Origin of the sequence: Thalassospira profundimaris, assembly GCF_003326755.1 — a bacterium.
Classification (GTDB): Bacteria; Pseudomonadota; Alphaproteobacteria; order Rhodospirillales; family Thalassospiraceae; genus Thalassospira; species Thalassospira profundimaris_B.
In genome coordinates this window covers 46375-71846 of record NZ_JPWH01000017.1, presented here as the reverse complement: position 1 = coordinate 71846, position 25472 = coordinate 46375, and the positions used below count along the sequence as shown (strand labels likewise).

3 protein-coding genes are annotated in these 25472 nt (G+C 56.8%); all 3 read right to left on the bottom strand.

Going from position 1 to position 25472, the window contains the following annotated elements; translation table 11 throughout:
• Position 1 precedes the first annotated feature (1 nt).
• Genes TH25_RS17635 through TH25_RS17625 form a run of 3 tightly spaced genes read right to left on the bottom strand, consistent with a single transcriptional unit; the run spans position 2 to position 24974 of the window.
• A complete protein-coding gene (locus TH25_RS17635; RefSeq protein WP_114089625.1) occupies positions 2–3034 on the bottom strand; it encodes an AMP-binding protein in 3033 nt (1010 codons plus the stop codon).
• Entirely contained in the window at positions 3031–18585 is a 15555-nt protein-coding gene (locus tag TH25_RS17630; protein ID WP_114089624.1) for a non-ribosomal peptide synthetase, read from the bottom strand. Before TH25_RS17630 ends, TH25_RS17635 begins: the two co-directional genes overlap by 4 nt.
• Positions 18585–24974: a hybrid non-ribosomal peptide synthetase/type I polyketide synthase gene (locus TH25_RS17625; RefSeq protein ID WP_147253041.1), complete on the bottom strand. Its 6390-nt coding sequence runs from the start codon at positions 24972–24974 to the stop codon at positions 18585–18587. The genes TH25_RS17630 and TH25_RS17625 overlap by 1 nt, the downstream gene beginning before the upstream one ends.
• Positions 24975–25472: the final 498 nt, after the last annotated feature.

Below are 25472 nucleotides of genomic sequence, written 5' to 3'. Positions count from 1 at the left end.
TTTATTTTCCGTTTTCTGAGACGACCCCCAGTAACCCACCGAAGCTCCAGCCGACGACGCGGATCGGACCGTCGGGCAGTATTTCGCGGATGGCGGGCATGTAGGCCGCCACCATTTCCTCGACCGTTGGCAGCAAGTTCTGGCCGTCTTCCAGGCCGCGTGCTTCGATCATGTAAAGCGGCTGTGTTGGGCCGAATTCGCGGGCAAGGTTCTGGTAACACAGCACATTTCCCCCAACGGGATGGAAACATATCATGGGTGGTTTGTCGCCCGAGGCGTTGACCGTGACAATCGGGCTTTTGACGTCTTTGGCGGTTTCGCGTTCGGAAATGCGGGCTGCGAGTTTTTCGACAGACGCACAGGTAAAAAGATCGCTAAGCGGAATTTTCACATTGGTGGCTTTGTTGATTTTGGACAGGAACTGAACTGCCAGAACACTGTGCCCGCCCAGCTCAAAGAAATCGGCACTGGCATCATCAATGGCGCAGTCAAGAACGTCGCCCATCAGGCGGGCAACCATCCGTTCATAGGCGCTGCCAAGCGGTTTTATCCCGGGGCTTGTGGCCTGATCGGTGTTTTCGGGGACGGGAAGTTTCACAAGGTCCAGTTTGCTATTCACGGTGAGGGGCAACTCGTCCAGCGTAATCAGATGATTGGGAACCATATAGGTTGGTAGCGCCTGCTCCAGTTTTGCCCGGCAGGCTGCGATATCAAAATCGGCATGGGCATCGTCATCGGTAACGACATAAGCCACAAGAACCGGATTGCCATCTTTCTGGCGGTCATGGGCAATTACGGCCGCACGGCGAATATGAGGATGGGCCAGCAGGGCATGTTCAATTTCGCCAAGTTCGATCCGGTTGCCACGCACCTTGATCTGACCGTCCTCCCGCCCAAGGAAAACAATTTCGCCATCGTTGCGCCGTCGTCCCATATCGCCACTGCGATAGAACCGGCTACCATCAGGATCGATGACAAATTTTTGCGCCGTCAGGACCGGATCGTTCAGATAGCCGCGGGCAACCCCCATGCCGCCAATACGGATTTCACCCGGAACGCCATCGGGCAAGGGTCGGCCCAAATCGTCACAGATTTGCAGATGCACGCCCTGAATGGCCTTGCCAATTGGCGGGGGCAGGATTTGTTTGTGGTTGTGCGCGGTCATGACGTACTGGGCCGATGAAACGCAACATTCCGTCGGCCCATAGGCATTGACCAGTTTGCGGTCAGTTTGGCCGGGCAGGGCAAAGAACCGCTCAACCAGTTGAGCCGAAACCGCCTCGCCGCCGAGAACCACCATTTTTGCCGGGCAGGAACAGGCGGTTTCTTCCCAATAATCCAGCAGAAGTGAAAACAGGCTTGGCGTTGCGTCAAGCTGGTCAATGGCGTTGGCGACCATCAGGTTATGAAGCGCTTCGGGGTCGCTTCGTGTGGCGGAGCCTATGATATGCACACAATGCCCGTTCAGGATCGCGGCAAAGATCTGGACGATGGAACCGTCAAAGGCAAAGGGCGCAACGCAGGTCAGGTTCAGGGCACGGTTTGGTCCATGGTCTGGCCCACGGTCCGGGTTATCGGCATTGATCTGTTTTAACTGTGTATCAAGAACCGACTGTGCCAGGTTGACGACGGACCCATGTTCGATCATGACCCCCTTGGGTACACCGGTGGTGCCGCTGGTAAACAGAATATAGGCAAGATCGCGGGCCGCGGTGTTTTTTGCGATGTGCCTGTCGGGCAGGGTTTTTAACGCGGCCAGATCGTGGCGGCGCTTTTGTTGCGGTGCGGGCCGTTTGGCCGGGTCGGATGACAGGATAAAATCGAATGTATAGGGGGCGGGGTCAAACCCGTCGGCATTGATTGCGGATCGAATGGCAGCAAAACCACCCTGTTCCCCGGCCCAGTCATCCAGGAAGGATTGTGGGACAAACAGGTCTTCAAGAAAATCCAGCCGGGTGTGATAGCCCTGGCCGACCGTCGCGCGGGCAAATTGGGCCAGATCGGCAAGGTAGGCGTCACGGCGATCCGCATCCCAGACATTGCCAAGATAAATGGCTCCGCCCGGTGCGAGCAGGGCTTTTGCCTTTGTCAGGACGGCCCGCAGATACCCGTATCCGGGGAAATTTTCGATCACGCTGTTCATGATGATCAGATCGAACGATCCCGGTTCGTAAACATCGATGTCATGGGCAGCAAGCTGGCGGCCGATGACATGTGTCATGCCAAGATTGATCGCCAGTGCCTCGGTCCGTTCGACATTGCGGCGGGACAAATCGGTGGCAACATAGGTGCCGACCACCGGGGCGACATGCTTCATGGTAAAACCCGATGCGCAGCCGATTTCAAGTACACGTGCGTCACGCGATACCAGACCGGCAACCTTTTTACGGGCATTTTCGCCAAAGGCATCCATCGCATTTTGCGCAATCGGTTGCCCGGTAAAGGCGCTTTTCCAGCCACCTGCCAAAATATTGTCGGCGTCATCGCCTGCCAGGTGGTCCCATAACTCAACCGACATCAGCGAGCCGGGATTTTCCGTCAGGCTATCAATGTCGTCACAATCAAGACACAGGATGTCGGCAACGGTTTTGCAGCGCCATTGCAACTGGTGCAGATCACCGATACAGGCACTTTCCGAAAGGATCAGCGGTATCCTGGCGTTGCGAACCAATGTTATGCGCCGGATCAGCGGGACATTCGGATCAAGCGGCACAAAGGCAAACCCGGCCTTTAGAACGCCAAGAATTGCGATGATATAATGTTTGTTTCGTCCGGTCATCACCCCGACAGGTGATGCGTCAGACAGGTTTAATCCGGCAATGAAATGGGCGATACGGTTGCTTTGGCGCACAAGCTCCCTGTAGCTGATGTCACCTGTTTCATCGCGGACTGCCATGCGATCGGGATGGGATGCCGCAATCTTTTCAAACCGGTCAACAATGCTGCCGGTTGTTCCTGAAGCATGGGAAACGGTGTGCAGGTCGTCTCCCGATGGCGTATCAAGGGTGTCAAAATCGAAATCGGCGATCTTCATGTGTCGTCCCTTTGGGCGTTTTGTGCGGCAGATGCGGCGAATTTGCCAAGGAAGCTCAACCAGCGCTGCATGGTTTCCGCGTCGAACAGATCGGTGTCATATTCCAGGGTGAAACGGGCCTGTCCGGCTTCTTCGGTCAGGAACAGAATGATGTCATGTTTGGCCGTGGTATTATCAACAAAGTCATCCATGTTTGCCGGTAGAATGCCTGGCGTATCGGCGGGCAATAGGGGCAAACCGGTTTGTTTGACTGCCGCTACAGCTTCAAATCGCTGATATTCAAAGACCACATTGACCAGTGGCTGGCGGTTGGAATTGCGTTTGGGGGCGACGGCACGGACCAGTTCATCAAACGGAAAATCCTGGCGGTCCAGCGCATTGGCAATGGTTCCATGCGTGGTTCGGATCAGTTCGCCAAGGTCGGTATCGTCGTCAAGCTGCATGCGGATCGGCAAAACATTGACAAAAAAGCCGATCAACCCTTCGGTTTCGGTTCTTTCGCGCCCGGCAACCCCCATGCCGATCACCATATCGCGCTGCCGCGTTAAACGGTACAGCATGGCCGAAAACAGGGCCATCCCGACCGATGAAAGTGTTGTTCTGTTCTGGCGGGCAAGCCGGTACAACCCGGCCAGAACATCATCGGGCAGGGCAAGATGTGCATGTGCCCCACGGAAGGACTGTTTTTCCGGCACGGGTCGATCCGTTGGCAGATTTATCTGTTCCGGGGCATTGGCAAGCTGTTGTCGCCAGTAATTGGTGGCCTCCGACCAGTCCTGGCGGGATTGCCAATAGGCAAAATCCTTATACGTAATTGGAAGTGCTGGCAGGGGATCATCCCGTTGATGAAGAACGGCATCGTAATGGCTGCCAAGTTCATTGACCAGGATACGCGACGACCAGCCGTCACCGACGATGTGATGGCTCATCAGGATCATCAGGCTTTCGGTGTCTGTTACCTCGATGACGCGGGCGCGGATCAGGGGCGGCTGATCCAGGATGATCGGGGTCGTGGCCTCGATCCGGGTCAGGCGAAGGGCTTCGCGTACCGGGTCATCATGGCCGGACACATCATCAAACGCGACAGCGGGCGGGGTGGTCGCGTGGATTTTCTGGGTGATCGCCCCGTCATGTTCAACAAAACCTGTGCGCAATGTTTCATGGCGATCAACAAGCCGCATCAGGGCAGATTGCAGAATGTCGGTCTGTAGATCAGCGGTGCAGCGGAACACATACAGCATGCCATAGGCACCCTTATTGCCTTCCATCTGCGAAAGCAGATAAAGCCGTTTTTGCGCGTGGCTGGCGGGGTAATAGTCCATTGCCGGTGCAGGCGGGATCTGTTCCGTGCGGACGGCTTTTCTGTCCGTGGCGGTTTCATCAATGTGACGGGCAAGACCCGCAACTGTCGGATCGGCAAAGAAATCGGCCATGCTGATCCGAATTCCGGTACGATCCGCAATGCGATTTACAATCCGGATCGCCATCAGGCTGTGGCCGCCAAGCTGCGCAAAGCTGGCAAAGCGGTTATGGATCGAGGTTGCGAACACTTCAGTAAATATCTCGGTAATCTGTTTTTCGGCTTCATTGGCCGGTGGGGTATCGGTTTGCTCACCGGTGGCAAGTGGCATGATGTCCGACTGGTTGCGTGCCGTTTCAAGCAGCGCCCTGCGGTCAACCTTGCCATTGGCGGTAATGGGGATGGTATCAACGATGTGCCATTTTGCCGGGATCATGTAACCGGGCAGGGTTTCGCCAAGCCATGCCATCAAGGCTGCGACATCAAACTTGCGTGTGGTTCCATTGCTGCTTGTGGCAGGCTGAAGGCAGCCGATGATGGCACCGCCATCCGGGGCTGCTGCGTCAAATAGGACCACGGCATTGCCGATGTCAGGGGCGGATTGCAATTGTTGCTCGATTTCATCAAGTTCAATGCGGAAACCGCGCAATTTGATCTGATTGTCATGGCGTCCGCCAAATTCGATCCGGCCATCCCGCGTCCAGCGGGCAAGGTCGCCGGTGCGATACAGTCGTTTGCCGGAGTGATCGGGATCGGGAACAAACTTTTCGCGTGTCAGGTCCGGGCGGTTCCAGTATTCGCGTGCCAGTCGTTTGCCACCAATCATCAATTCGCCCCACACGCCAACCGGCACGCGCTGACCATTGCGATCACGTATTTGCGTTTTGGTAAAGGCAATCGGTTTACCGATGATGGTGCTATCAGTATCGCCCGACAGGTCTTCTTCGGTTATCGGGCCGACAACGGCAAAGGTCGTGGTTTCAGTCGGGCCATAACCATTGAGAACCGTGACATCCGGGCAGGCGGACAGGAAGGTGCGTATATGCCTTTTGCTGATGGCATCGCCGCCCACCATCAGGATGTCAAGATTTCCAAGCGTGCGGGGATCATGATCAATTTGCCGGTTGAACAGTCCCGCGCTCATGAACATTTTGGTGACGCCGGATTGCAACAGGGCCTGGCCGAGTTTCGCCGGATCAAGCAGGTCTTCACGATCAATCACGGCAATTTCCGCGCCGCCCAGCAGGGTTGCCCAGATTTCAAAGGTCGCGGCATCAAATGCCAGGGGTCCTGCCTGTGCCACCACATCACCAGCATGGATATTTGCGTAATCCGCCCCAAGTGCCAGCCGCCGGACGGCACCCTGTTCGATCAGGACCCCCTTGGGCGTTCCGGTCGAGCCGGAGGTATACATCATATAGGCAGGCAGGCTGTCCGGGGTGGCAAGGGGGGGCAGGGCGAAATCGGCAGGTGCCGGAGAAATACCGGCAATATTGATCCGTTTAGCGATGGGATCGCCATTTTCGGCCAGTGAACCGAGTGCGTTATATCCTGCGTCATCAACCAGAACCAGTTTTGCCCCGCTGTCTGAGAGGATGAACTGATTGCGCACCACCGGATAGGCCGGGTCAAGCGGCACATATCCGGCTCCGACGGCGGTAATCCCCAGAATTGCCGCAATGGCGGGGCGACCCCGTTCAATATGTACCGCAACCAGATCGCCCGGCGCGACCCCGGCCGTTTTCAGGTAATGGGCAATGGAAAGCGCGTTGGCCTGTAATTCGGCAAAGGTCCAGGTGCCGCTGGTATCGCGGATAGCGCGGGCATCGGCGGTTTTGGATGCCTGTTGGGCAAATATCGAAAACAGTCCGCTTTGTGCCCTGTGATCAAGGTCGATATGTGGTTGTGGACCCTTTTCCCAGCTTTCGATCTTTGCGCGTTGATCTTCGGGAAGAAGATCCAGATCGACAATCGGTTTGGGTTTTGCGGTGGCTGGCGCGGCAACCAGATTTTGCAGCGTTGTGGTAAAGATGTGACCAAGTTCGACCATCCGGGCCTGGTCAAACATATCGGCATAATAATCGAACGAGATGGTCATTCTTTCCGGCAGGTCACGGACAAAAATTGCCAGATCATTTTTGCAGTGCTGACGGCCAAGGCCAATGGGGCGCAGGCCGCCAGTCTGATCAGCGGTCCCGTAATCTCCTTGCGCATAATTCATATAGGACAGGGAAACCTCGGACAGTAAGGTGCGTTCGGGGGATGCGGGGGGCGAGAGGTCACCAAGCAGCAGATCCAGGAAATAGGCCCGATGGCGCAGGGCATCAATATGATGGTTTTGCACCTTGTGCAAAAGCGAGGCAAAGGTCTCGTCATCGGCAATCTTCATGCGTAGCGGCAGAAGCGATACCATCATGCCGGGCACATTGCCAAACCCTGTGCCGTCGCGCTGGTTGACGGGAACGCTGATCACCAGATCGCGGGTTTCGGTGATACGGCCCAGCACGGCAAACCATGTCGCCATCATCAGCGAGAACATGGTCACACGCTGATCGGATGCGAATTTGCGGGCGGATTTCAAAAGGGCCGGATCAAGTTCAAACCCGATGATGTCCCCTTTGAAGCTGTGAACAGCCGGGCGTCTGCGATCCGATGGCAGGTCCAGTTTCGGAAGCGGCCCCTGATAGAGTGACAACCAGTAATCACGCGCTTTTTCCAGGCGTTCCAGGTTTTCGGGCTGCTGGCTCCAGCAGGCATAATCGCGAAGCTGATAGCGCAGCGGTGGCAGGGTCTGGCCCCGGTAAAGTGCCAGCAATTCTCCCAGCAGCATTTCGATGGTAAAGCCATCGGACACCGTGTGGTGAATATCAAAGAACAGGGCCTTCTTGCCGGTGGCTGTACAGATCACACGCCAGCGTGCGGGGATTTCTGTCGTCAGATCGAACGGTGTTACAAGTCCGGCACACGCATCTTCAAGGGATACCGGGGCATCAAGTTCGATCATCGTTAAATCGGGCAGGGCTTCATGAAGGGGTAGAATTTTCATCACCCAGTCGTCGCCTCTGGCAATCAACCGGGTGCGCAGAATGTCATGACGTTTTGTCAGTTCCGTGATGGCATCGCGCAGGCGATCAGGATTGACACTGCCATCAAGTATGAAGGCATGGGGCAGGTTAAAGGCCGTGCCCATCGTGCCGCTCTGTTCGGCATGCAGAACCGAAATTTGTTCCGGGGCCAGCGGATAGAATTCCGTTTCCGGCGTTTGGCGCGGATCTTCCTCGGTTTCGGTTCTTGCTGGCGAGGATACCGGTGACAGTCCTGTTTCCGTTGTTTTGCCCGATGGCAGTAATTTTGTGCCCAGTGCTGTAACAGTCGGCGTTTCAAACAGATCGGCCAGGCTGATATTACAGGCAAGATCGTTATTCATCCGATCAATGATCTGCATGCCGGTAATTGAATCGCCGCCAAGGGCAAAAAAATCCTCCTCCGGGTCAATACGCTCATAGCCGAGGATTTCCGCCCAGATTTTTGCGATTTCTTCACCTGTGGAACGCGGTTTTACTGTCGGTATTGTGTCGCCGTGGCCGGCTGGTTCGGTATTGTCCGAACCAGGCATCGGTGCCGTGCCAAATCGGCCACATAGGGCATCTACTGTCGGTGTTTCAAACAGGTCCGAAATCGACAGCGTCATTTCCAGTTCGGCATTCATCCGGTCAACGATTTGCATCCCGGTGATCGAATCCCCGCCAAGGGCAAAGAAATCGTCATCCCGGGCGATGGCATCATAACCCAGCGTCTCGGCCCAGATGGTCGCGATTTTCTGGTCAATATCCATCGCCGGTGTCGTATGCAGCCCGGTAACTTCGGGGGCGGCTGCCGAAACGGGTTTTGCCGGACGGTCGGGTGTTTCTCCGGCAAGGGACGGGGCCAGCACAACAAGCTGTGGCGCGGTGCTGCGCATGGCATCGCGCCAGATTATCGGGGCCTGTCGCGGTGTGATTGTCGCCCCTTCCTGAAGCGGCACCTTGTGGCGTGCGGCCATGCCCTGTTCGTCCAGGGCGCACCAGTCGATGGTCAGTGCTGGGCGGCCCTGTGATCGGCGGTAACGGGCAAAGCCGTCAAGAAAGGCGTTGGCGGCACTATAGGCGGCCTGCCCCGGTACGCCGACGATGGCTGTCAGGCTGCCAAACATGACAAAGGCCGCAACAGGATCATGGATCGTCAGGGCATCCAAATGACGGGCCCCGTCGATTTTGGCCGCCATGATGCTTTCAAATGCGTCCATATCGCGCACGGCAAGGAACCCGCCATCCGCCAGTCCGGCAGCATGGGCGATGGCCGTGATCGGGCCAAGCGTATCGCGGATCGTGGCAAGGGTCCGGGAAAGGGCGGCCTTGTCGGCCACGTCGCAGGCAAAAAGCGAAATTCTGATACCTTTTGCATGCAGCTCCGCAAGCCTCGACCGGGCGGTGCTATCCAGGCCATCTTCCCCCCGGCGCGAAAGAAGGGCGAGGGCGAGTTTACCATTGGCCGCCATTTCCTCGGCCAGAGCCAGGGCAAAACCGCCAGTGCCGCCGGTTACGACACACACCCCGTGATCGGGCCAGGTGGCCTGTGTCAGGCGTTCGTCGCGTGAAACCGGGCGAAGTTTTCGACGGTACCATGCCTTTTGGCGATACATCGAAACCCGGTCACGGTCCGGGGCGCTGGCAAATCTGGTCCCGATATGGTCAACGAAATCTTCCGGTGCGATATCGGCAAAGTCCAGAACAAGGCGTGGTTCCTCGGCGCCCACCGCGATAGCAACACCGGCAGCCGCACTTTGGTCGGGATCGGGCGGAATACTGTCGGCCCCGATCTGATAGGCGCCACATCCGGCAACAACAAGCCGCACCCGCCCACGCATGGAACGCAGGATCATGCGTAGGCACCGGGCGGTACGAAGTGCCATGTCCGTGCCTGGCTGCAACGCCAGAATGACATTTTGCGCCGTTGCCAGCATATCCTTGCCGCGGGTGTGCATGGCATCGGGAGAAATCCGCAGGCAGGCAGGCAGAACCGGCCAGAAATCGCCATCGGAAATCATCAGGGTGTTTTCGGGCACGGGACGGATATCAGGGGTGTAGGGAACCCAGTCGATACTAAGCAGTTCCGGTACGGACGACAGGGTTTTATGCTCATTATCGCGTGAAAAACGGATACCCTTGATGCTTAAAAGCAACCTTTCGCTATCTGCATCAAAGAAGGCGAGATTGACCTGACCCGGATGACACCGTTCGGCACAGACAATCACGCTGCCGGTAAAGGGGGCATGAATTGTCATGTCATCAATAGCGACAGGGACGGTGCCATGATCGTCGGGCGTCAATATCATGCTGCAGCCAATATCAACCATCGCCGGATGTATGATCCACTCACATAGGTCCGATTGATATTGCGGTTTCAACACAAGGTGCGAGACCGCCACGGTTTCGTCTGCGCTGTAAGACATTGACACCCTGCAATCCCAGCGGTCACTGATCGTAATCGGGCCGACATCCTTGGCAAATGGCGCGATATTGGCCTGAAGCGGGCAATTGGCGCGCACGTGATCAAGGGACAGCAAGGGATCAGGCGTATCTTTTCCCTGCACGTCACGGGACCAGCGTGCCGTAGTAAAGACCGACCATTTTCCGTTTTTAAGACGCCCCCCCAACTCGGCCCGCCCGTCATTTGCCAGCACAAGTGTCGCCGTGCCATCGGGCAGGGCATTGGGCAACAGGGGTTTTTGCCATTTAAGGTCGGAAATGCGCACAGGCGGGGTGCCCGTTGCGTTACGGGCCGCCATCGCGATCAGGGCGGGAACGGCCATGCCGACCAGTGTTGGCTGTCCGTTCAGGTGATGTTCCTGTGTGGGCCAGAAAGACGGCGAATTGACCGGAATGGCAAAACAACGGCCTTTTTCCGTTTCGACCGGGCCTGTCATGACGGCTGTGTGGCTGGCGGGACGCGGCCTGAAGGCCGGTTTGCAGACGATTTTTGCAAAGGGCGCATGCGGAAGTGCAACACGCTGTGCCGGAATATCCTGTGGCCAGACCAGATTGGCCCCCGCCAGCCACTGGCGGGCATTGGCGGCTGCACCGTCAAGATTGCCTGATGCCGCCGGAACGGACAAGGCATCGGTGGCGGGTTTTGGCTCAGCACAATTTGCCCTGTCCCCCGCGATTAGTCCGGCAAGGGCGTTCAGAAGGCTGTCGCGATCCGAAACCGCAACGGCAAAGCGATGTTTTAGCTGATCTCGCCCGGTTGCCAGCGTATGGCAAATGTCACGGACATCAAGGCCGGGATTATCGGCAACCGCGCGATGCAGTTTGGTTGCATAGTCCGTTAATGTGGCATCGCTAGCGGCAGAAAGGGCAAGAATAAAGCCGCCGTTATGTGCGACATCATCCGGTGCATTTGCGGCACGTTTCGGCGCAGTTTCAAGGATTACATGGGCATTGATACCGCTTAGCCCGAATGAACTGACACCGGCCCGTCGTGGTGCACCACGGTCGGCCAATGGTTCCAGGCGGTTGGTCGGGCGCACCGGAGCGCGGGCAAAATCAATCCGGCTGTTGGGGATTTCAAAGAAGGGTTGCGGCGGGGCCTGGTCATGGCGCAGTGCCATAATGGCCCGGGCAAGACCAAGCGCCCCAGCCGCCCCATCCAGATGGCCGTAATTTCCCTTGCCTGAGCCGATTAGGGCAAAACCGGTTTCGTCCGTGCTTCCGGCAAAGGCACGGGTTAGACCGTCAATCTCGATCGGATCGCCCAGCGAGGTACCTGTTCCGTGCGCCTCGATATAGGAGAGTGACCCAAGCTCGATATCGGCTGCATGTGCGGCCTGGCGGATGACATCGGCCTGCATGGCCGGGTTTGGCGCGGCGGCCCCGCTTGATGCGCCGTCCTGGTTAACGGCACTGCCGCGAATGACGGCATGAACCGTATCCCCATCGGCAAGGGCCCTGCCCAGCGGTTTGAGGACAAAGACCACGCTGCCTTCGCCCATGCCGGTACCGTCGGCTTTATCGTCAAAGGCGCGGGTGCGGGCGGTCGAGGAATCAATCGTAAATCCGCCCTCGGCATCGGGCGGGAAGGGGATCAGTTTCGCACCACCGGCAAGGGCGATATGGCACAGGCCGCTTCGCAGGTTCTGGCAGGCCTGATGAACGGCAACCAGAGAGGACGAACAGGCGGTATCGACAATATTTGCCGGGCCGTGCCAGTCCTTTAGGAAGGACAGGCGTGTCACCATGTTGGACGGCACATTCAGGGCAAAGACCTGCTCTGCCCTGTCCCGCGCAACATGTTCCATCGCAATGCGCCATGCCGGATTTGCCCCGCCACCGGCAAAAATACCGACTTTTTGCCCCCTAAGGGACTGTCCGCCGTAACCGGCATTTTCCATTGCCATCAGGGCGGTTTCGATAAACAGGCGCTGTTCCGGGTCAATCAGGGCGGCATCCGCCGGTGCCATGCGAAAGCGGCCCGGATCAAAATCAAAGATGTGGTCCAGATAGGCAGCTTCGCGGAAATGTGTTGGCACCTGTCGCCCGATGGCGGACATGATTTCGCGGGTTTCCTGATCACGTTCGATCGGAAGCGGACGCACATGGTCTGTTCCGTTTGCAGCGTCCGCCCAGAATGTGTCGAGATCGTCCGCCCCTGGAAGCCGAAGTCCGATGCCGATGACGGCAATTGGCTCCGTGGTTGCAAGCTGTGAAACAGGTGCGGGCGCAAGATTATCGGTTGGAATATCCCGCCCGGCCAGAAGTTCGGCCTGACGTGCGATGGTGGCACTGGCAAAAAGATCGGCAATGCTGACCTTGCCGGGCCAGCGGGCATTGATCTTCTCATGCAGTCGCAATAACAAAAGCGAATTTCCGCCGATGTCAAAGAAACCGTCGTCACGGTTGGCGATGACACCGGGCAGAATTTCCTGCCAAAGCCGTTGCAGGATTTTTTCAAGATTTGCCAGTCCAGCAGGCTCTGCTTCGGGGGCTATCGCGATATCGGGTTTTGATTTCGCGCGGCTGCCTTTGGGCGACTGGGGCATCGGACTACCCGAAAGGGCCTTGCGATCCACCTTGCCACTGCTGGTAAGCGGCAGATCATCGAGGGCAAAGAAACGCGCCGGGATCATATATTCGGGCAGTCGCGTGCGGAGATGATCACGCAAAATGCCTGTGGTCAGGTCATTATCGCCCAGCACAAAGACATGCAATTCATCCAGACCGCCGATGCGCACCACCTTGACCACGGCGCGTTCAACCAGGCTATGGCTTTCAATCGCGGTTTCAACCTCGCCGCATTCAATGCGGAAACCGCGAATTTTGACCTGATGATCCATTCGGCCCAGATATTCGACCGATCCATCCGCAAGCCAGCGACCAAGATCGCCGGTACGATAAAGCTTTTGTCCGGGATTGCCGGGATCGTCGGGGAATTTTTCGGCTGTCAGGTCGGGGCGGTTGCGATAGCCCCGTGCGATTTGCGGGCCGCCCAGAACGATTTCACCGGCGATGCCAATCGGCATGTCCTGCAGTGTGTCATCCAGGATGCGAATGCGGGTATTGGCAATCGGTTTGCCAATCGGGACGATATCGGGGTTATCCAGGGGCGAACAGGCATGCCATGTGACATCAACTGTGGCCTCGGTCGGGCCATAAAGATTATGCAGTTCCGTCCCGAAGCGATCAAACAGCAGCGTATTGAAGCGGTGCACCAGTGCCGGGTCAAGTGCCTCGCCACTGGCAAAAACACGTTTGAGGCTGCCAAGTTTTTCAATATCGACCAGGCCATGTTCAATGGCATACAGGAAACTTGCCAGCATCGAAGGCACGAAATGAATGATCGTGACATTATGGCTGCAAATGGCTTGCGCAAGCTGTTGCGGGTCGCGCTCCACACCCGGATCGGGCAGGACAACCCGTGCACCGGTCCATGACCACCAGAATAATTCCCAAACCGAGACATCGAATGTAATGGGGGTTTTTTGCAAAATGACGTCATCGGGGCCAATCGGGAAGGCATCCTGCATCCACAGAATGCGGTTCAAAACACCGCGATGGGCAATTTCCACCCCCTTGGGCCGTCCGGTAGAGCCGGAAGTGAACAGCACATAGGCAAGGCTGTCAGGCGCGTTGATCGCATCAGGGATGTCGGCATCTTCGTTGCCATCAAGGATCAGGATTTTATCGGCGTCAAACAGATGTGCCAGATCGGGGGTGGTGATCACACGCGGATACCCCAGATCATCCAGCATATCCCGGCGGCGCTGTTCCGGGTGATCGGGGTCAAGCGGGCTGTATGCCGCCCCCGCCAGAAGGATGCCGTGAATGGCCGCTAGCATGTCGATTGAGCGTCGCAGGGCAACGCCGATGACATCGCCCGGGCCAACCGATGCGGTGCGCAGTTTTGCCGCAATGCCAGCCACCCGCCGGGCGAATTGTGCGTAGCTTAGCGTTGCCGATGTGCCGATAACCGCCGGTGCGTTGGGCGTGGCGCGAACCTGATCGATGAACGGTTCGGAAATGCAGCGTTCAATCGCAAGATCAAGATCGGTGGCATTGAATTGATCGATCCTTGCCTGCTCCCTCGCAGGCAATATCGGCAGTCTGGCGATTTTGGTTGTCGATCCCGCCAACAGGGCCGCGTTGGCAAGGGTTTCAAGCCGGTTGAAAATCGCTTCAATGGTGGATTTGTCAAACAGGTCGGTATCAAATTCGATCTGGCAAACAACGGTGTCGTTGCGTTTGCTGAAATAGAAGGCAAGATCAAATTTCGAGAACGGAAATTCGGTTTTCAGAAGCGAGAGTTCCGCACCGCCGAGCGTGCCAAGGTCCGGGATGCTGTCCTGCCAGGCGACCAGCACATCAAATAGCGGATTACGTGCCGGGTCACGCGGGGCATTGACGGCGGCAACCACATCCTCGAACGGGGCGGCCTGGTCAGCAAGGGCATCAATGACGGTTTTGGTGGTTTGTGCCAGATGATCGTCAAACCCGGCATCCGGGTCGATAGCCTGACGCAGCACAACGGTATTGACGAAAAACCCGACAACGTCATCAAGGGCCGTCTGTTCGCGCCCCGCCACGAGCATGCCAAGCGGAATATCGGTCTGCCCGCAGTGCCGATACATCAAAACCTGTACCAGTGCGCTCAGAACGGAAAAGGCCGTTGTGCCGTGACGGTTTGCCGCGTCATGGATCCGCCAGGCCGTATCGTTGTCAAAGACCGTTTCGTAAAAATCACCGGCAAACCGGCGGATTTTCGGGCGGCGGCGATCGGTTGGCAGGTTAAGTGGTTCTGGTAGGGGATAGAGCCGGTTTTTCCAGCGATCCAGCAAATTCCGGCCTTCAGCCGAGTTCAAATATCCCCGTTGCCAGTTGGCAAAATCCTCGTAATGCCGGTTCAGGACCGGCAGGGATGGAGGGGCTGCCGCGCCTGTTTGCGCGGCATAGAGTGCCGCAAGGTCACGTAGCAATATCGGCATTGACCACCCATCACAAATCGCATGATGCAGGGAAACCAGCATCCAGTGACGGTTCGGGCCCAGTGTGATCAGATCGGCCCGGGCCAGGGGTTTGTCGTCAAGGTCGAATGGACGCACGGTTTCGCGGGCGATGAAAAGGCGTGCGCGGCCTTCGTCCATTTCGTGGCGGCCCAGCACCCATGACCCGGCCGGTACCAGATACTGGCTGACGCCATCGGGGTGATGGGGATCGAATTTGAACCGCAGGCGCAGCGCATGTTGGCGTTCTTCAAGCTGATGCAAAGCTGCCTGAAGGGCATTGGCGTCAATCGGTCCGGTGATTTCAAACGCGGCAGGGACGGAATAAACCGCCATGTCCGGCTGCATGCGCTGCAAAACCCAAAGACGGGCCTGCCCGCTGGAAAGGGCGAATTTCGGGCCGTTTGCTTTGGGGATCAGGAATTGTGCGCCCTCCTGTCGAGCATTGCCAAGCAGGGCGGCGATTTTGCCAACCGTGCTGGCGATAAAAATATCCTGAAGTTTCGGGCGAATGCCGGTGGATTTTTCCAGCAATCCGGCCAAACGCATGGCAACAAGGCTATGCCCGCCCAGCACAAAGAAATCCGAGGAGGTGGTGATGTCCTTTTTGCCAAACAGGGCCCTGAAATGTCCGGCAACGACCTGTTCCAGATCGCTGCTGATGGTGTTACTGGTTGGGGCATAGGGGTGTGCGCGCTGTACGCTATGTGTCAGCGCGGCAATAAGCTGCTTGCGATCAATCTTGCCATTGACGTTGACGGGCAAGTGATCAAGCACCACAAACCGTTCAGGGATCATATAATCGGGCAGCTTGTCGCCAAGCGCCTGCATCCAGGCAATGCTGTTATCCCGGTCAGACGCAATGGCCGCGCCAAGAAACGCATCCGCGCCGCTGCCAACCGCCATCACATAGGCATTGCGGATGCCTTCAATCTCGCCAAGTTGTTTTTCAATGGCAGAAGTTTCGATCCGGTGTCCGCGAATTTTAACCTGTCCATCGCCGCGTCCGCCAAATTCGATAACGCCATCTGCCCGCCAGCGTGCCCGGTCGCCCGTTTTATAAAGGCGTGTCTCTGGCAGATGATCAAACGTGACAAATGCGCGGGCCGTGCGTTCCGGCGCACCGGAATATCCCAGGGCCAAGCCATCGCCCGCGGCATACAATTCCCCCCACACCCCGGTCGGGACCGGTTGCCCGCGTTCATCAAGAATATAAATGCGTGTATTGCCAACCGGTTTGCCAATCGGGATGCTGGCGGCGCGTGCATCGTCGGGCGTGATTGGATGGGTGCAGGTAAAGGTGGTGTTTTCCGTCGGGCCATAACCATTGATCAGGGCAAGATCCGGGCAGGCCTTCATGACTTTTTGCAGGTGCGTCGGGCTGAGTGCCTCGCCACCACTTAACAGTGTTTTGAGCGACGCAAAGCAATGCGGGGCATCATCGGCAATGCGGTTAAACAGGCTGGCTGTCAGCCACATTGTGGTGACGCCGCCATTTTTCAGGGCCGTGTGCAGGGCGGACGGATCAAACAGGGTTTCGTCATCGATCAGAACCAGCCTGCCACCATTCAAAAGCGGCGCCCAGATTTCAAGCGTCGCCGCATCAAAACCAAGTGACGCGGCCTGTGCCATGACAAGGCTGTTATCAAATGCAAGCGAACGATTGTTCATAACCAGCCGTGCAACCGCCCGATTGGGGATCAGAACACCTTTGGGCGCCCCGGTCGAGCCGGATGTAAACATGACATAGGCCAGATCGTCGCCCGCACGTTTGGTAAATGGCGCGTCTGACGGTGCGGTCATGTCGGGCAGCCCTGCAACATGAACGCGATCGGAAAGATCCGCCAGACGGTCAAACTGTTTCGTGTCACACAGCAAAATACCGGCACCGCATTCCTGCATAAGGGCAGCAACGGCATCGCCGGGCAGCGATTTGTCAATCGGCAGATAGGCCGCGCCATGCCACGCAATTCCAAGGATGGTGATAATTGCATCAAGCGAACGATCTGCCGCCAGTGCGACAATTGACCCCGCAGTGACACCAAGAGCCTCCAGCTGCGCTGAAATCGCGGCAACCTGTTGCCCCAACATCGGATAGGTGATTTTTCGGTTGTGATCCTCCAGGGCAATTTTATCCGTGTTGGACGGGTCTGCGATCTGTCGCGAAAGCAGTTCGCCAACTCCGCAGTCGCGCGGGTAATCCGACGCGGTATCGTTCAGCCCAACGGTCAGGTGATTGCGTTCGTCTTCGGGCACAAGATCAACAAGGCCAAGCGGCATTTCGGGGTTGTCGGCAAGGGCTTTGGCAAAGGTCAGAAAACGCTGTGCGCAACGTTCGATCCACGCATCGCTATAGATGTGGCTTTGATATTCGACCGCCAAAAAGGTCTTCGGGCCGTTTTGCATCATGCCAATCATCAGGGGGAATTTGCCGGCGCCAAAGTCGATATCTTCGAGTTCAAAGGTGCTGCCGCTGATTTCCATCACATTGACGGCATCAAACGGCTGACCGGTCGGCCCCTGTGTAATTTGCATCAGGTCATGTGTGAGGCGCGAAAGCGGATAATCCTGCACATCCAGTATTGAAAGAACCTCGCGGGCCACCTGGTGGGTCAGGGTTTCCAGACTGGCGGTCATATCGGGTTTGATTGCAACCGGCAGGACATTTACAAAACAGCCCATCGCCTGCATCGTTTCCCGGTCCCTGCGCCCGGCAAAGGGCAGCCCGATCACGGCAGTCGCATTTTCCTTATGGCGCGCAATGACCGCGATTGTCAGCGCCATCCAAAGGGCGGTCTGGGTGGTTTTTCGGGTATATTGCGCAAGTTTCGAGAACGCATCTGCGTTTTTTCCCGTCAATTCGATCAAAAGGCGCTTGCCCGCCCCCTTGCGATCTGCATCCGGGTCGTCAGGCAGCCCGACGGACAACAGTTTATCGGTTCGCGCAGACCAGAAACGTCGCGCAACGTCGCCCCGTTCGTGATCCAGCTCGTAATGGGCATTGCGAATAATAGTCCCGGTATCAGGGACATTTCCGGGCTTTTGTCCGGCAAGAACGGCAAGAAGCTCTTTTTTCAATAACATGATCGACTGGCCGTCAAAGCACAGATGATCAATGGCTATTGCCAGTTGTGGTGCCTGGCCGTCCTTGTGGTCGATATAGCCAAACCGCGCCAATGGACCGGTTGCAAGATCAAAAAGCGCGCAGCGTATGTCATGGGGGGTGTCGATTTTGCGCACTTGCACCGGCATGGTGGCGTGAATGCGCTGGATCAGTTGACCGTCATGTTCGACAAAGGTGGATCGCAGGGCATCATGACGTTTGACAATGCCCGCGATTGCGCTCTGAACGGCTTGAAAATCCGTACCTTCGGGCAGCATAAACCCTGTGATGATGTGATAATTCGCATTTGGTTCCTGGTCGCGTCGGGCAATCCATTGCCCTTCTATGGCAGGATGGGCCGGGAAGGACGAAAGGATTGGACCGGCTGTGTCGTTATTTTCGGGCTCAACAGCCGGTGGGCGCAGCAAACCGATAATTTCGGTTTTCAGTTCGCGCGTTCGGCGTTTCAGCGCGTCGTCAAAAGTACCGGCCGGAGCATCAAAACAAAGGTCATTGCCATTGGCGTGGAGGCTTAACACAATGTCGCGCTGACGGAGCTGGTCCAGCAGATTTTGGGCCGCCCAGGTGCGATGAAACAGTTGATCCGTCGTCATTATAGCATTCCTGTTTCGCGTGACGGTTGCGGTTCGGCGGCATTGGGTGTGATGTCGTCTTTCCGGGCGGGTGGGGCATTGACCGTTGTGGTATCCGTTTCAAATGCGGCAAGCAGATCAACAACGCCCCGAACCGTGCGACCTTCAAACATAACGGCGGCGGGAATTTCAGCGTTCAGAACGTCGGCAAGCCGTGTTGCGATCCGAACTGCCAAAAGGGAATCCCCGCCAAGTTCAAAGAAATCGTCGTCGGCCCCAATGGCCGGGTCGCCAAACATATTGCGCCAAACGGCAAGAATGTCGGCTTGCAGGTGTGGTTCGGTTTTGGCGTTTTTAACATCCCGTTCTGTTGGCGAGGTGCCTTTTGGTTCGGCAGACGGGGCGGCAAACGGCGTTATGCCAGATGTCGGGACTGTGTTTTTTTCCGGCCAGAACCGGCGCCGGTCAAACGCATATGTTGGCAATGGAATGCGCCGGGCATCCGTGGTCCGGTTTACCCGGTTCCAATCCGGTGTTGGGCCCCTGATCCAAAGCATGGCAATTGCATTGATCAGCGGATCCGGGGTGTTATTGACCTCAAAGGTATTTTGCGCATCCTTCGCATCGGCGGCTGGCTGTAGGGAAATACAGTTGGCCGCTTGGGTGCCGTTGACCATGGCAAGGCGGCTTGCCGTGTTGCCAAAACCGCATTCGACCATGACCGTGTCGGGCATTTCCGCGAGAATGCCCTTGATATTATCGGCAAAACGCACGGCATTGCGCAGATGTTGAACCCAGTAATCGGGGTTTGTGGCATCTTCTGCCGACAGCCATTTTCCGGTCAGATTGGACTGGATCGGAAGGGTCGGGGCATTGAGCCGGGTTTGGGCAACGATGTTGCGGAAGGCCTTTAGAACCGGTTCCATCATGCGGGAATGAAAGGCGTGCGAGACAACAAGGCGACGCCCGGCATTGCCCTGGGTTTTAATATGGTCTTCAAGCGCCTCGATACATTCGGTGCTGCCCGCCACCACACATTGGCGCGGCCCGTTGATTGCCGCCATCGACAGATCGGGACCAAAAGCCGACAACAGGTCGCCCACCGCAGTTTCGGTCATGGAAAGCGCAAACATTGCCCCTGGTTCGGTCTGGCCCATAAGGCGGCCGCGCATCACCACCAGACGCAGCGCATCATCAAATGACATCACCCCGCCAAGGCAGGCCGCGACATATTCGCCAATGCTGTGACCAACCAGTGCCGCAGGCGAAATACCATTGTCGATCAGCCAGTTTGCCAGTGCAAATTCATAAATAAACAAAGCTGGCTGGGCGATTTCGGTATGCGCCATACGGGCTGATGTTGCCGGGCTTGTATCTGACATGGTCAGCAAATCCAGCAGATCATCCGGTCCGCCGATCCGTGCGACCTGTTGGCACGCCTGCCTGATCCGGTCTGCTGATACGGGGTCGCTGGCATAAAGCCTGGCGGCCATGCCCGGTCGCTGGGATCCCTGCCCGGGGAACAGGAATGTCACGGATGGCGCATTGCGTTTTACCACACCCTGATGATGTGTGGGCAATTTCGGGTTGGACAGGGCGGCACGGGCCGTTTCGATGTCGGTGGCAACAATCGTGGCCCTGCACCGATGGGCGTGGCGTCGCGACAGGCTGTTTGCAACATCGGATATCGCGATTTCGGATCCGTGCCGGTCAAGCCAGGTTGCCGTTGTTTCCAGCAATTTGTGCAGGGCGGCCTCATTTGCTGCTGAAAATGGAAGGATCACGGGACTATCGTTTGGTGTATGTGCCACGGGTGATGTATCGGGGCGGGGCGCTTCTTCGATGATCACATGCACATTGGTGCCGCCTACGCCAAAGCTGCTGATACCTGCACGCAACGGTTCATCGCCGTCATTCGCCAGGGGTTGAACAGTGTTGTTAATCTGAAATGGTCCGTGCTCCAGACCAAGTTTTGCGTTGGGCTCGCTGAAATGACAGGTCGGCGGAAAGGCCCGATGGCGCAGGGCCAATATCGCCTTGATCAAGCCGACAACACCGGCGGCACTGTCAAGATGGCCAAGGTTCCCCTTCACCGAACCAAGCCAGACCGGGCGTGACGATGTTGACCGTGATCGCGCATAGGCCCTGTTGAGTGCGGCGACTTCTATCGGGTCGCCAAGGGCGGTTGCGGTGCCATGTCCCTCGACAAAGCGAATGGTGGCGGGATCGATTTGTGCATCGGCCAGGGCCGCGTGAATGGCCGTCGCCTGGCCATCGATGCTGGGCGCGGTGAAAGCTGCCTTTGCCGCGCCATCATTGCTAAGGCCGATGCCCTTAATGACCGCATGGATGGTGTCCTTGTCGGCAATGGCATCTTCAAGGCGTTTCAAAAGGATAATCGCCGCACCACTGCCCCCGACAACGCCGTCGGCCTTGCTGTCAAACGGGCGACAAACGCCGCTGCGCGATCCGATGCTGCCCTGGGTAAAATAATATCCGCCAGCCGGGCTCATCCCCAGCGCGGCCCCCCCCGCAAGCGCAACACGGCATTGCCCGGACCGCAATGCCTGAACAGCCTGTGCAACATTGAGCAACCCGGTTGAACATGCACTTGCAGAGGCGATGGCAGGCCCGGTCAGGTTGAGTTTATAGGCAAGCCGCGTGGCGGCAAAATCCTTGTCATTGCCAATCGAAATGCCATACCGGATGGCATCGGGCCGCGCATCCAGGCGATCTGCCAGTGCGTCGATCAGATAGGTCGGAAATCCCACCCCGACAAAGGCACCAACCGGTCCATCACGTGCCGGATCGCAGGACCCGTCTTCCAGTGCACCAAGGGCTACTTCAAGCAACAGGCGATGTTGGGGATCGGTTTCAAGGGTCTCGCCCGCCGTCATGGAAAACGGGGCGGGGTCGAACATGTCAATATCATCCAGAATCCCGTGGCGGGGGACAAAGGCCGCATCTTCCAGTATCGAGGGATCAACCCCCATTGCGCGTAGCCGGGAAAGGTCAATATCCCGTATCTGGTCAATACCGTTTTCCAGCAGCGACCAGAATGCCGCGCGGTCATCCGCACCGGGCAGGCGCATTGCCATGCCGATCACCGCGATGTCATTATTGCCCGCCTTATTCTGACGGGACTGTTCGGGTTCCGGATTTGTGGCGTCGACGTCTGCTTGCGCGCCGTTGCAAAGATGACGGGCAAAGGAATTGATGGTCGGATGCTCGAATATTTCGACCGATGCAATGTTCCGTCCGGCAAGTTTTGACAGCGCAAACTGGGCACGTGGCACCAGTAGCGAATGGGCACCGGCGTCAAACAGATTGATGTCAAAATCAATTTCGTCCGTTTCAATCAGATTCTGCCAGATCCTGGCGATTTGTCCGGCAATCTGATGAAACCGCATCTGATCGGGTTTGGTGGGTGCCGGTTGCCGTTCTGCCGGGGGAACAGAGGATTTTTCCCGCGAAAGCGTGGCAAATTCGACAAGCGCCTTGCGGTCGATCTTGCCTGACGGCAGCATTGGCAGCGTGTCCACCCATTCCAGCCGTACAGGCAGGGCTGCATCGGACAGATGTCGTGCCAGTTCGCCGCGTACAGCGCCAACATCCGGGCGCGCGGATGCGGAGCCGTCTGGCAACAGATAACCGATCAGTTCACCGCCATGACCGGTTTTGACATACAATACCGCTGCCTGCGCGACACCGGATACACGCGAAAGATGATATTCAACTTCACCGATCTCGATCCGTTGCCCGCGGATCTTGACTTGCTCATCCATGCGCCCGTGATAATAAAGCATCCCGTCTTCACCCCAGGACACCAGATCGCCCGTGCGATAAAAGATTTCGCCGCTCTCACCGGTCGGGTCTGCGATAAATTTCTCGGCGGTTACTTTGGGCATGTTGATATAACCGCGATTAAGTCCTATGCCACCGATATAAAGCTCTCCGGGGACGCCAAGTGGCATCCGTTTTCCGTCTTCATCAAGGATCCGAACAACCGCACCTTTGTTGATCGGGCCAAGCGGGATGCTTTTGGACTTAATATCTCTGGGAACTGGATACATCGCGACATGGATGGTCGTCTCGGTCGGGCCATAGCAGTTCCAGATATCGCCCCTGTCCATAACGGCATAAAGCCGCTGGACAAAGGTTGGCTGCGCGACTTCACCGCCGGCAATCATCCGGCGCAGGCGGAAATTGCCGTCGGCCGGAATGGCATCGAGCACGCTTTCGTAAAATGACGGCACCGACATCAGATGGGTGACATGATGGCGTGCCACACCGCCCCAGAATTCACGACCGTCACTCAGGATCGCATGTGTCATCAGCCACATGCGATGCCCGCGCGTCAGCCCGACACAGAATTGCAGCATCCACGGATCAAATCCCGGTGACGGGAATAGCCCCACGCTTTCCGGATCGCCATTTTCAAAAGAGCCGATACCGAATTGTTCAATGGCGACGTCGATCTTGTCGGCAAGGGATTGATGATGAACCGGGACCGGTTTTGGCTGCCCGGTTGACCCCGACGTATGGAAGACAAAGGCAATATCGTCACCACAAATGTCGGCGCGGATATTTTCAAATGCGATGGTGCCGTCAATGCCGGAAACGGAATTAATATCGTTTATCGCAAAAGTGCGATCATCGGTCTCGTGCCATTTCCCGGTGCAATTGCTTAGAACCTGACGGCATTTCAGGTGTTTCATCATCGACGCATTGCGTGCCACCGGGTGCAACGGATCCAGTTGTACACAGGCGGCGCCGCATTTCAGGATGCCGATGACGGCGGCAATTTGTTGCGGGCAGGGGGAAATATTCATGCCGACAAAATCGCCCGGCGCAATCCCGCTGTGCTGTAAATGGCGGGCAACGGCGTTTGCCATATTCCCCAGGGTTGCGAATGTTACTTCCCGCCCCTCTGCCGTGATCAGGGCAATGTCTTCCGGGTGCGATGCAATTGCTTGATCAATACGCTGGGGGATCAGGTGTTCCGGAACCGGTCGGATAAAGCGCGGGCCGCTTTCAAATTCCCGGATCGCCGCAAGCTCGTGTTCGGGCGGTGCCGCAATGTCGGCAATATCCTGATCCGGGTTATCTAGTGCACGTAACAGAAAACACCGGAAACGTTCGGCGATGCGGGTGGCGGATTTTACATCGTGGCAACTGGTATCATATTGCCAGATGATTTCGGCCTCGTGCCTGTCCGGGGTTATGGCCTGCTTCATATAGACCAGTCCCAGGTCGCTGATGGGGCCGTTATAAACATTGATCCGGCGTGCCGGCAGCCCGGCAAAGGACAGGGGGTCATCCGCGTCCAGACCGATAAAAAAGGCACCGCCCCCCGACAGGCTTTTCGCACCCAGCCGTGCGGCCCGCATGCGCGGCGCCCCAAGACGCATATGACGAATATCGCGCCGTGTCCGGGCAAAGATATCGCGGGCCAGCCCGGAAAATTGCCTGTGATTATCCAAATCGGTATCGAAGGGGATGGTATAGGAAAAGTTTCCCGGCATATTGCGTTCAGCCCGCCCCATCCGGTTCAGAAGCGGCATGGTGAAAGTCGGGTGCCTGGTGTCGCCAATTTGTCCTAGCACGATGCAATATGTTGCCATCACAATGGCGGTTGGCGATGTGCCACAGGACTTGGCCGTTTGCAGCAGTTTGGCGATTTCCGCGTGATCAAGCGTTTGTTCCAGCCGGGCCTGAACCAGTTTTCCCAATGGTTTGTCGGATGAAAACCGGGTGACGGGATGGTCGTCTTTCAGGCGGTCCTGCCAATAGGCAAGGTCGCGCTGGAAGGCCGGTGTTTCGGGGTAGGTCGCATTGGTTTTGATAAAATCGGCATATGAGCTGAAGAGACTTGCGGGCGGGGTGGTGTTGGCTTTAAGGGCGGTATAAATTTCCGCGGCGCGATGCGCCATCAAATGGCCGGCATATCCGTCACAAACCAGATGATGATATACCCGAACCCACCAGACCCGCCCGTTGCCCAATATCAGCAGGCGGTGGCGACAATGATACCCGTTGTTCGTATCAAGCGGGCGTTGGCGAATTTCCTCCACCTCCTGATTGGCAATCAGAACCGGATCGTCCGAAAAACGCAGATCAATGACGCTGAAATCGGTTTCGCGGCAGGCATCGGCAAAAGTCTGGAAAGGATCGCCGTTTTGCGATCCGAAACGCAAACGAAGCGCGTCATTTTCCCGGTCTGTACGAACAATCGCCTGATGCAGGACAGCAATATCAAGATCACCCTCCAACTGGATGATGTTGCAAATATTGTAATTTGCCCAATCATGACCCTCGGCCCAGTCAAGCCAGATGCTTGATTGTGGCGGTGTGAGTGCTTCTACCTGCCGTTTAGTCCCCGAAGCAAACATGTTTGCTTGTGTATGCAACGTCTGACCTCCCAAACGTTGTTAACGCCAGTTTGCGATCTGGCCGTGTGTTCCGCCCGCAGGCGCGTCACTCGACCGCATCACAACTTGCGTTTCCCCCTGACATATATGAAAGAATATGGCAGGGATCGACTTCCGTTGGCAAGGTGCTGTCTCATAAAACGATTATTAAATCGACAAAAATACAGCTATGGGTTGGTTTTATGGCGTGTTTCAAATGGCAGATGTTTTGACGAAAACGGCTCTGTCCCTTATGTAGCGCAGCCAAACGTATAATATATCTATGGTTGCATCATTGAACGGGGAAAATCGGAAAAATCGCGCAAGGATTGCCGCATCGGCAAATTTTTGCAAAAGACTGAGCAACCGCATCATAAATACGAATCGCAAAACAGGCTTTTGGGCGAAACTGGGCCTGATTTTGCAAAGGGGGCAAGCTGATGAAAGAATTTATGGGAGGGGCATTAATGTCATAATGGCGATGGGCGTTGCCAATTG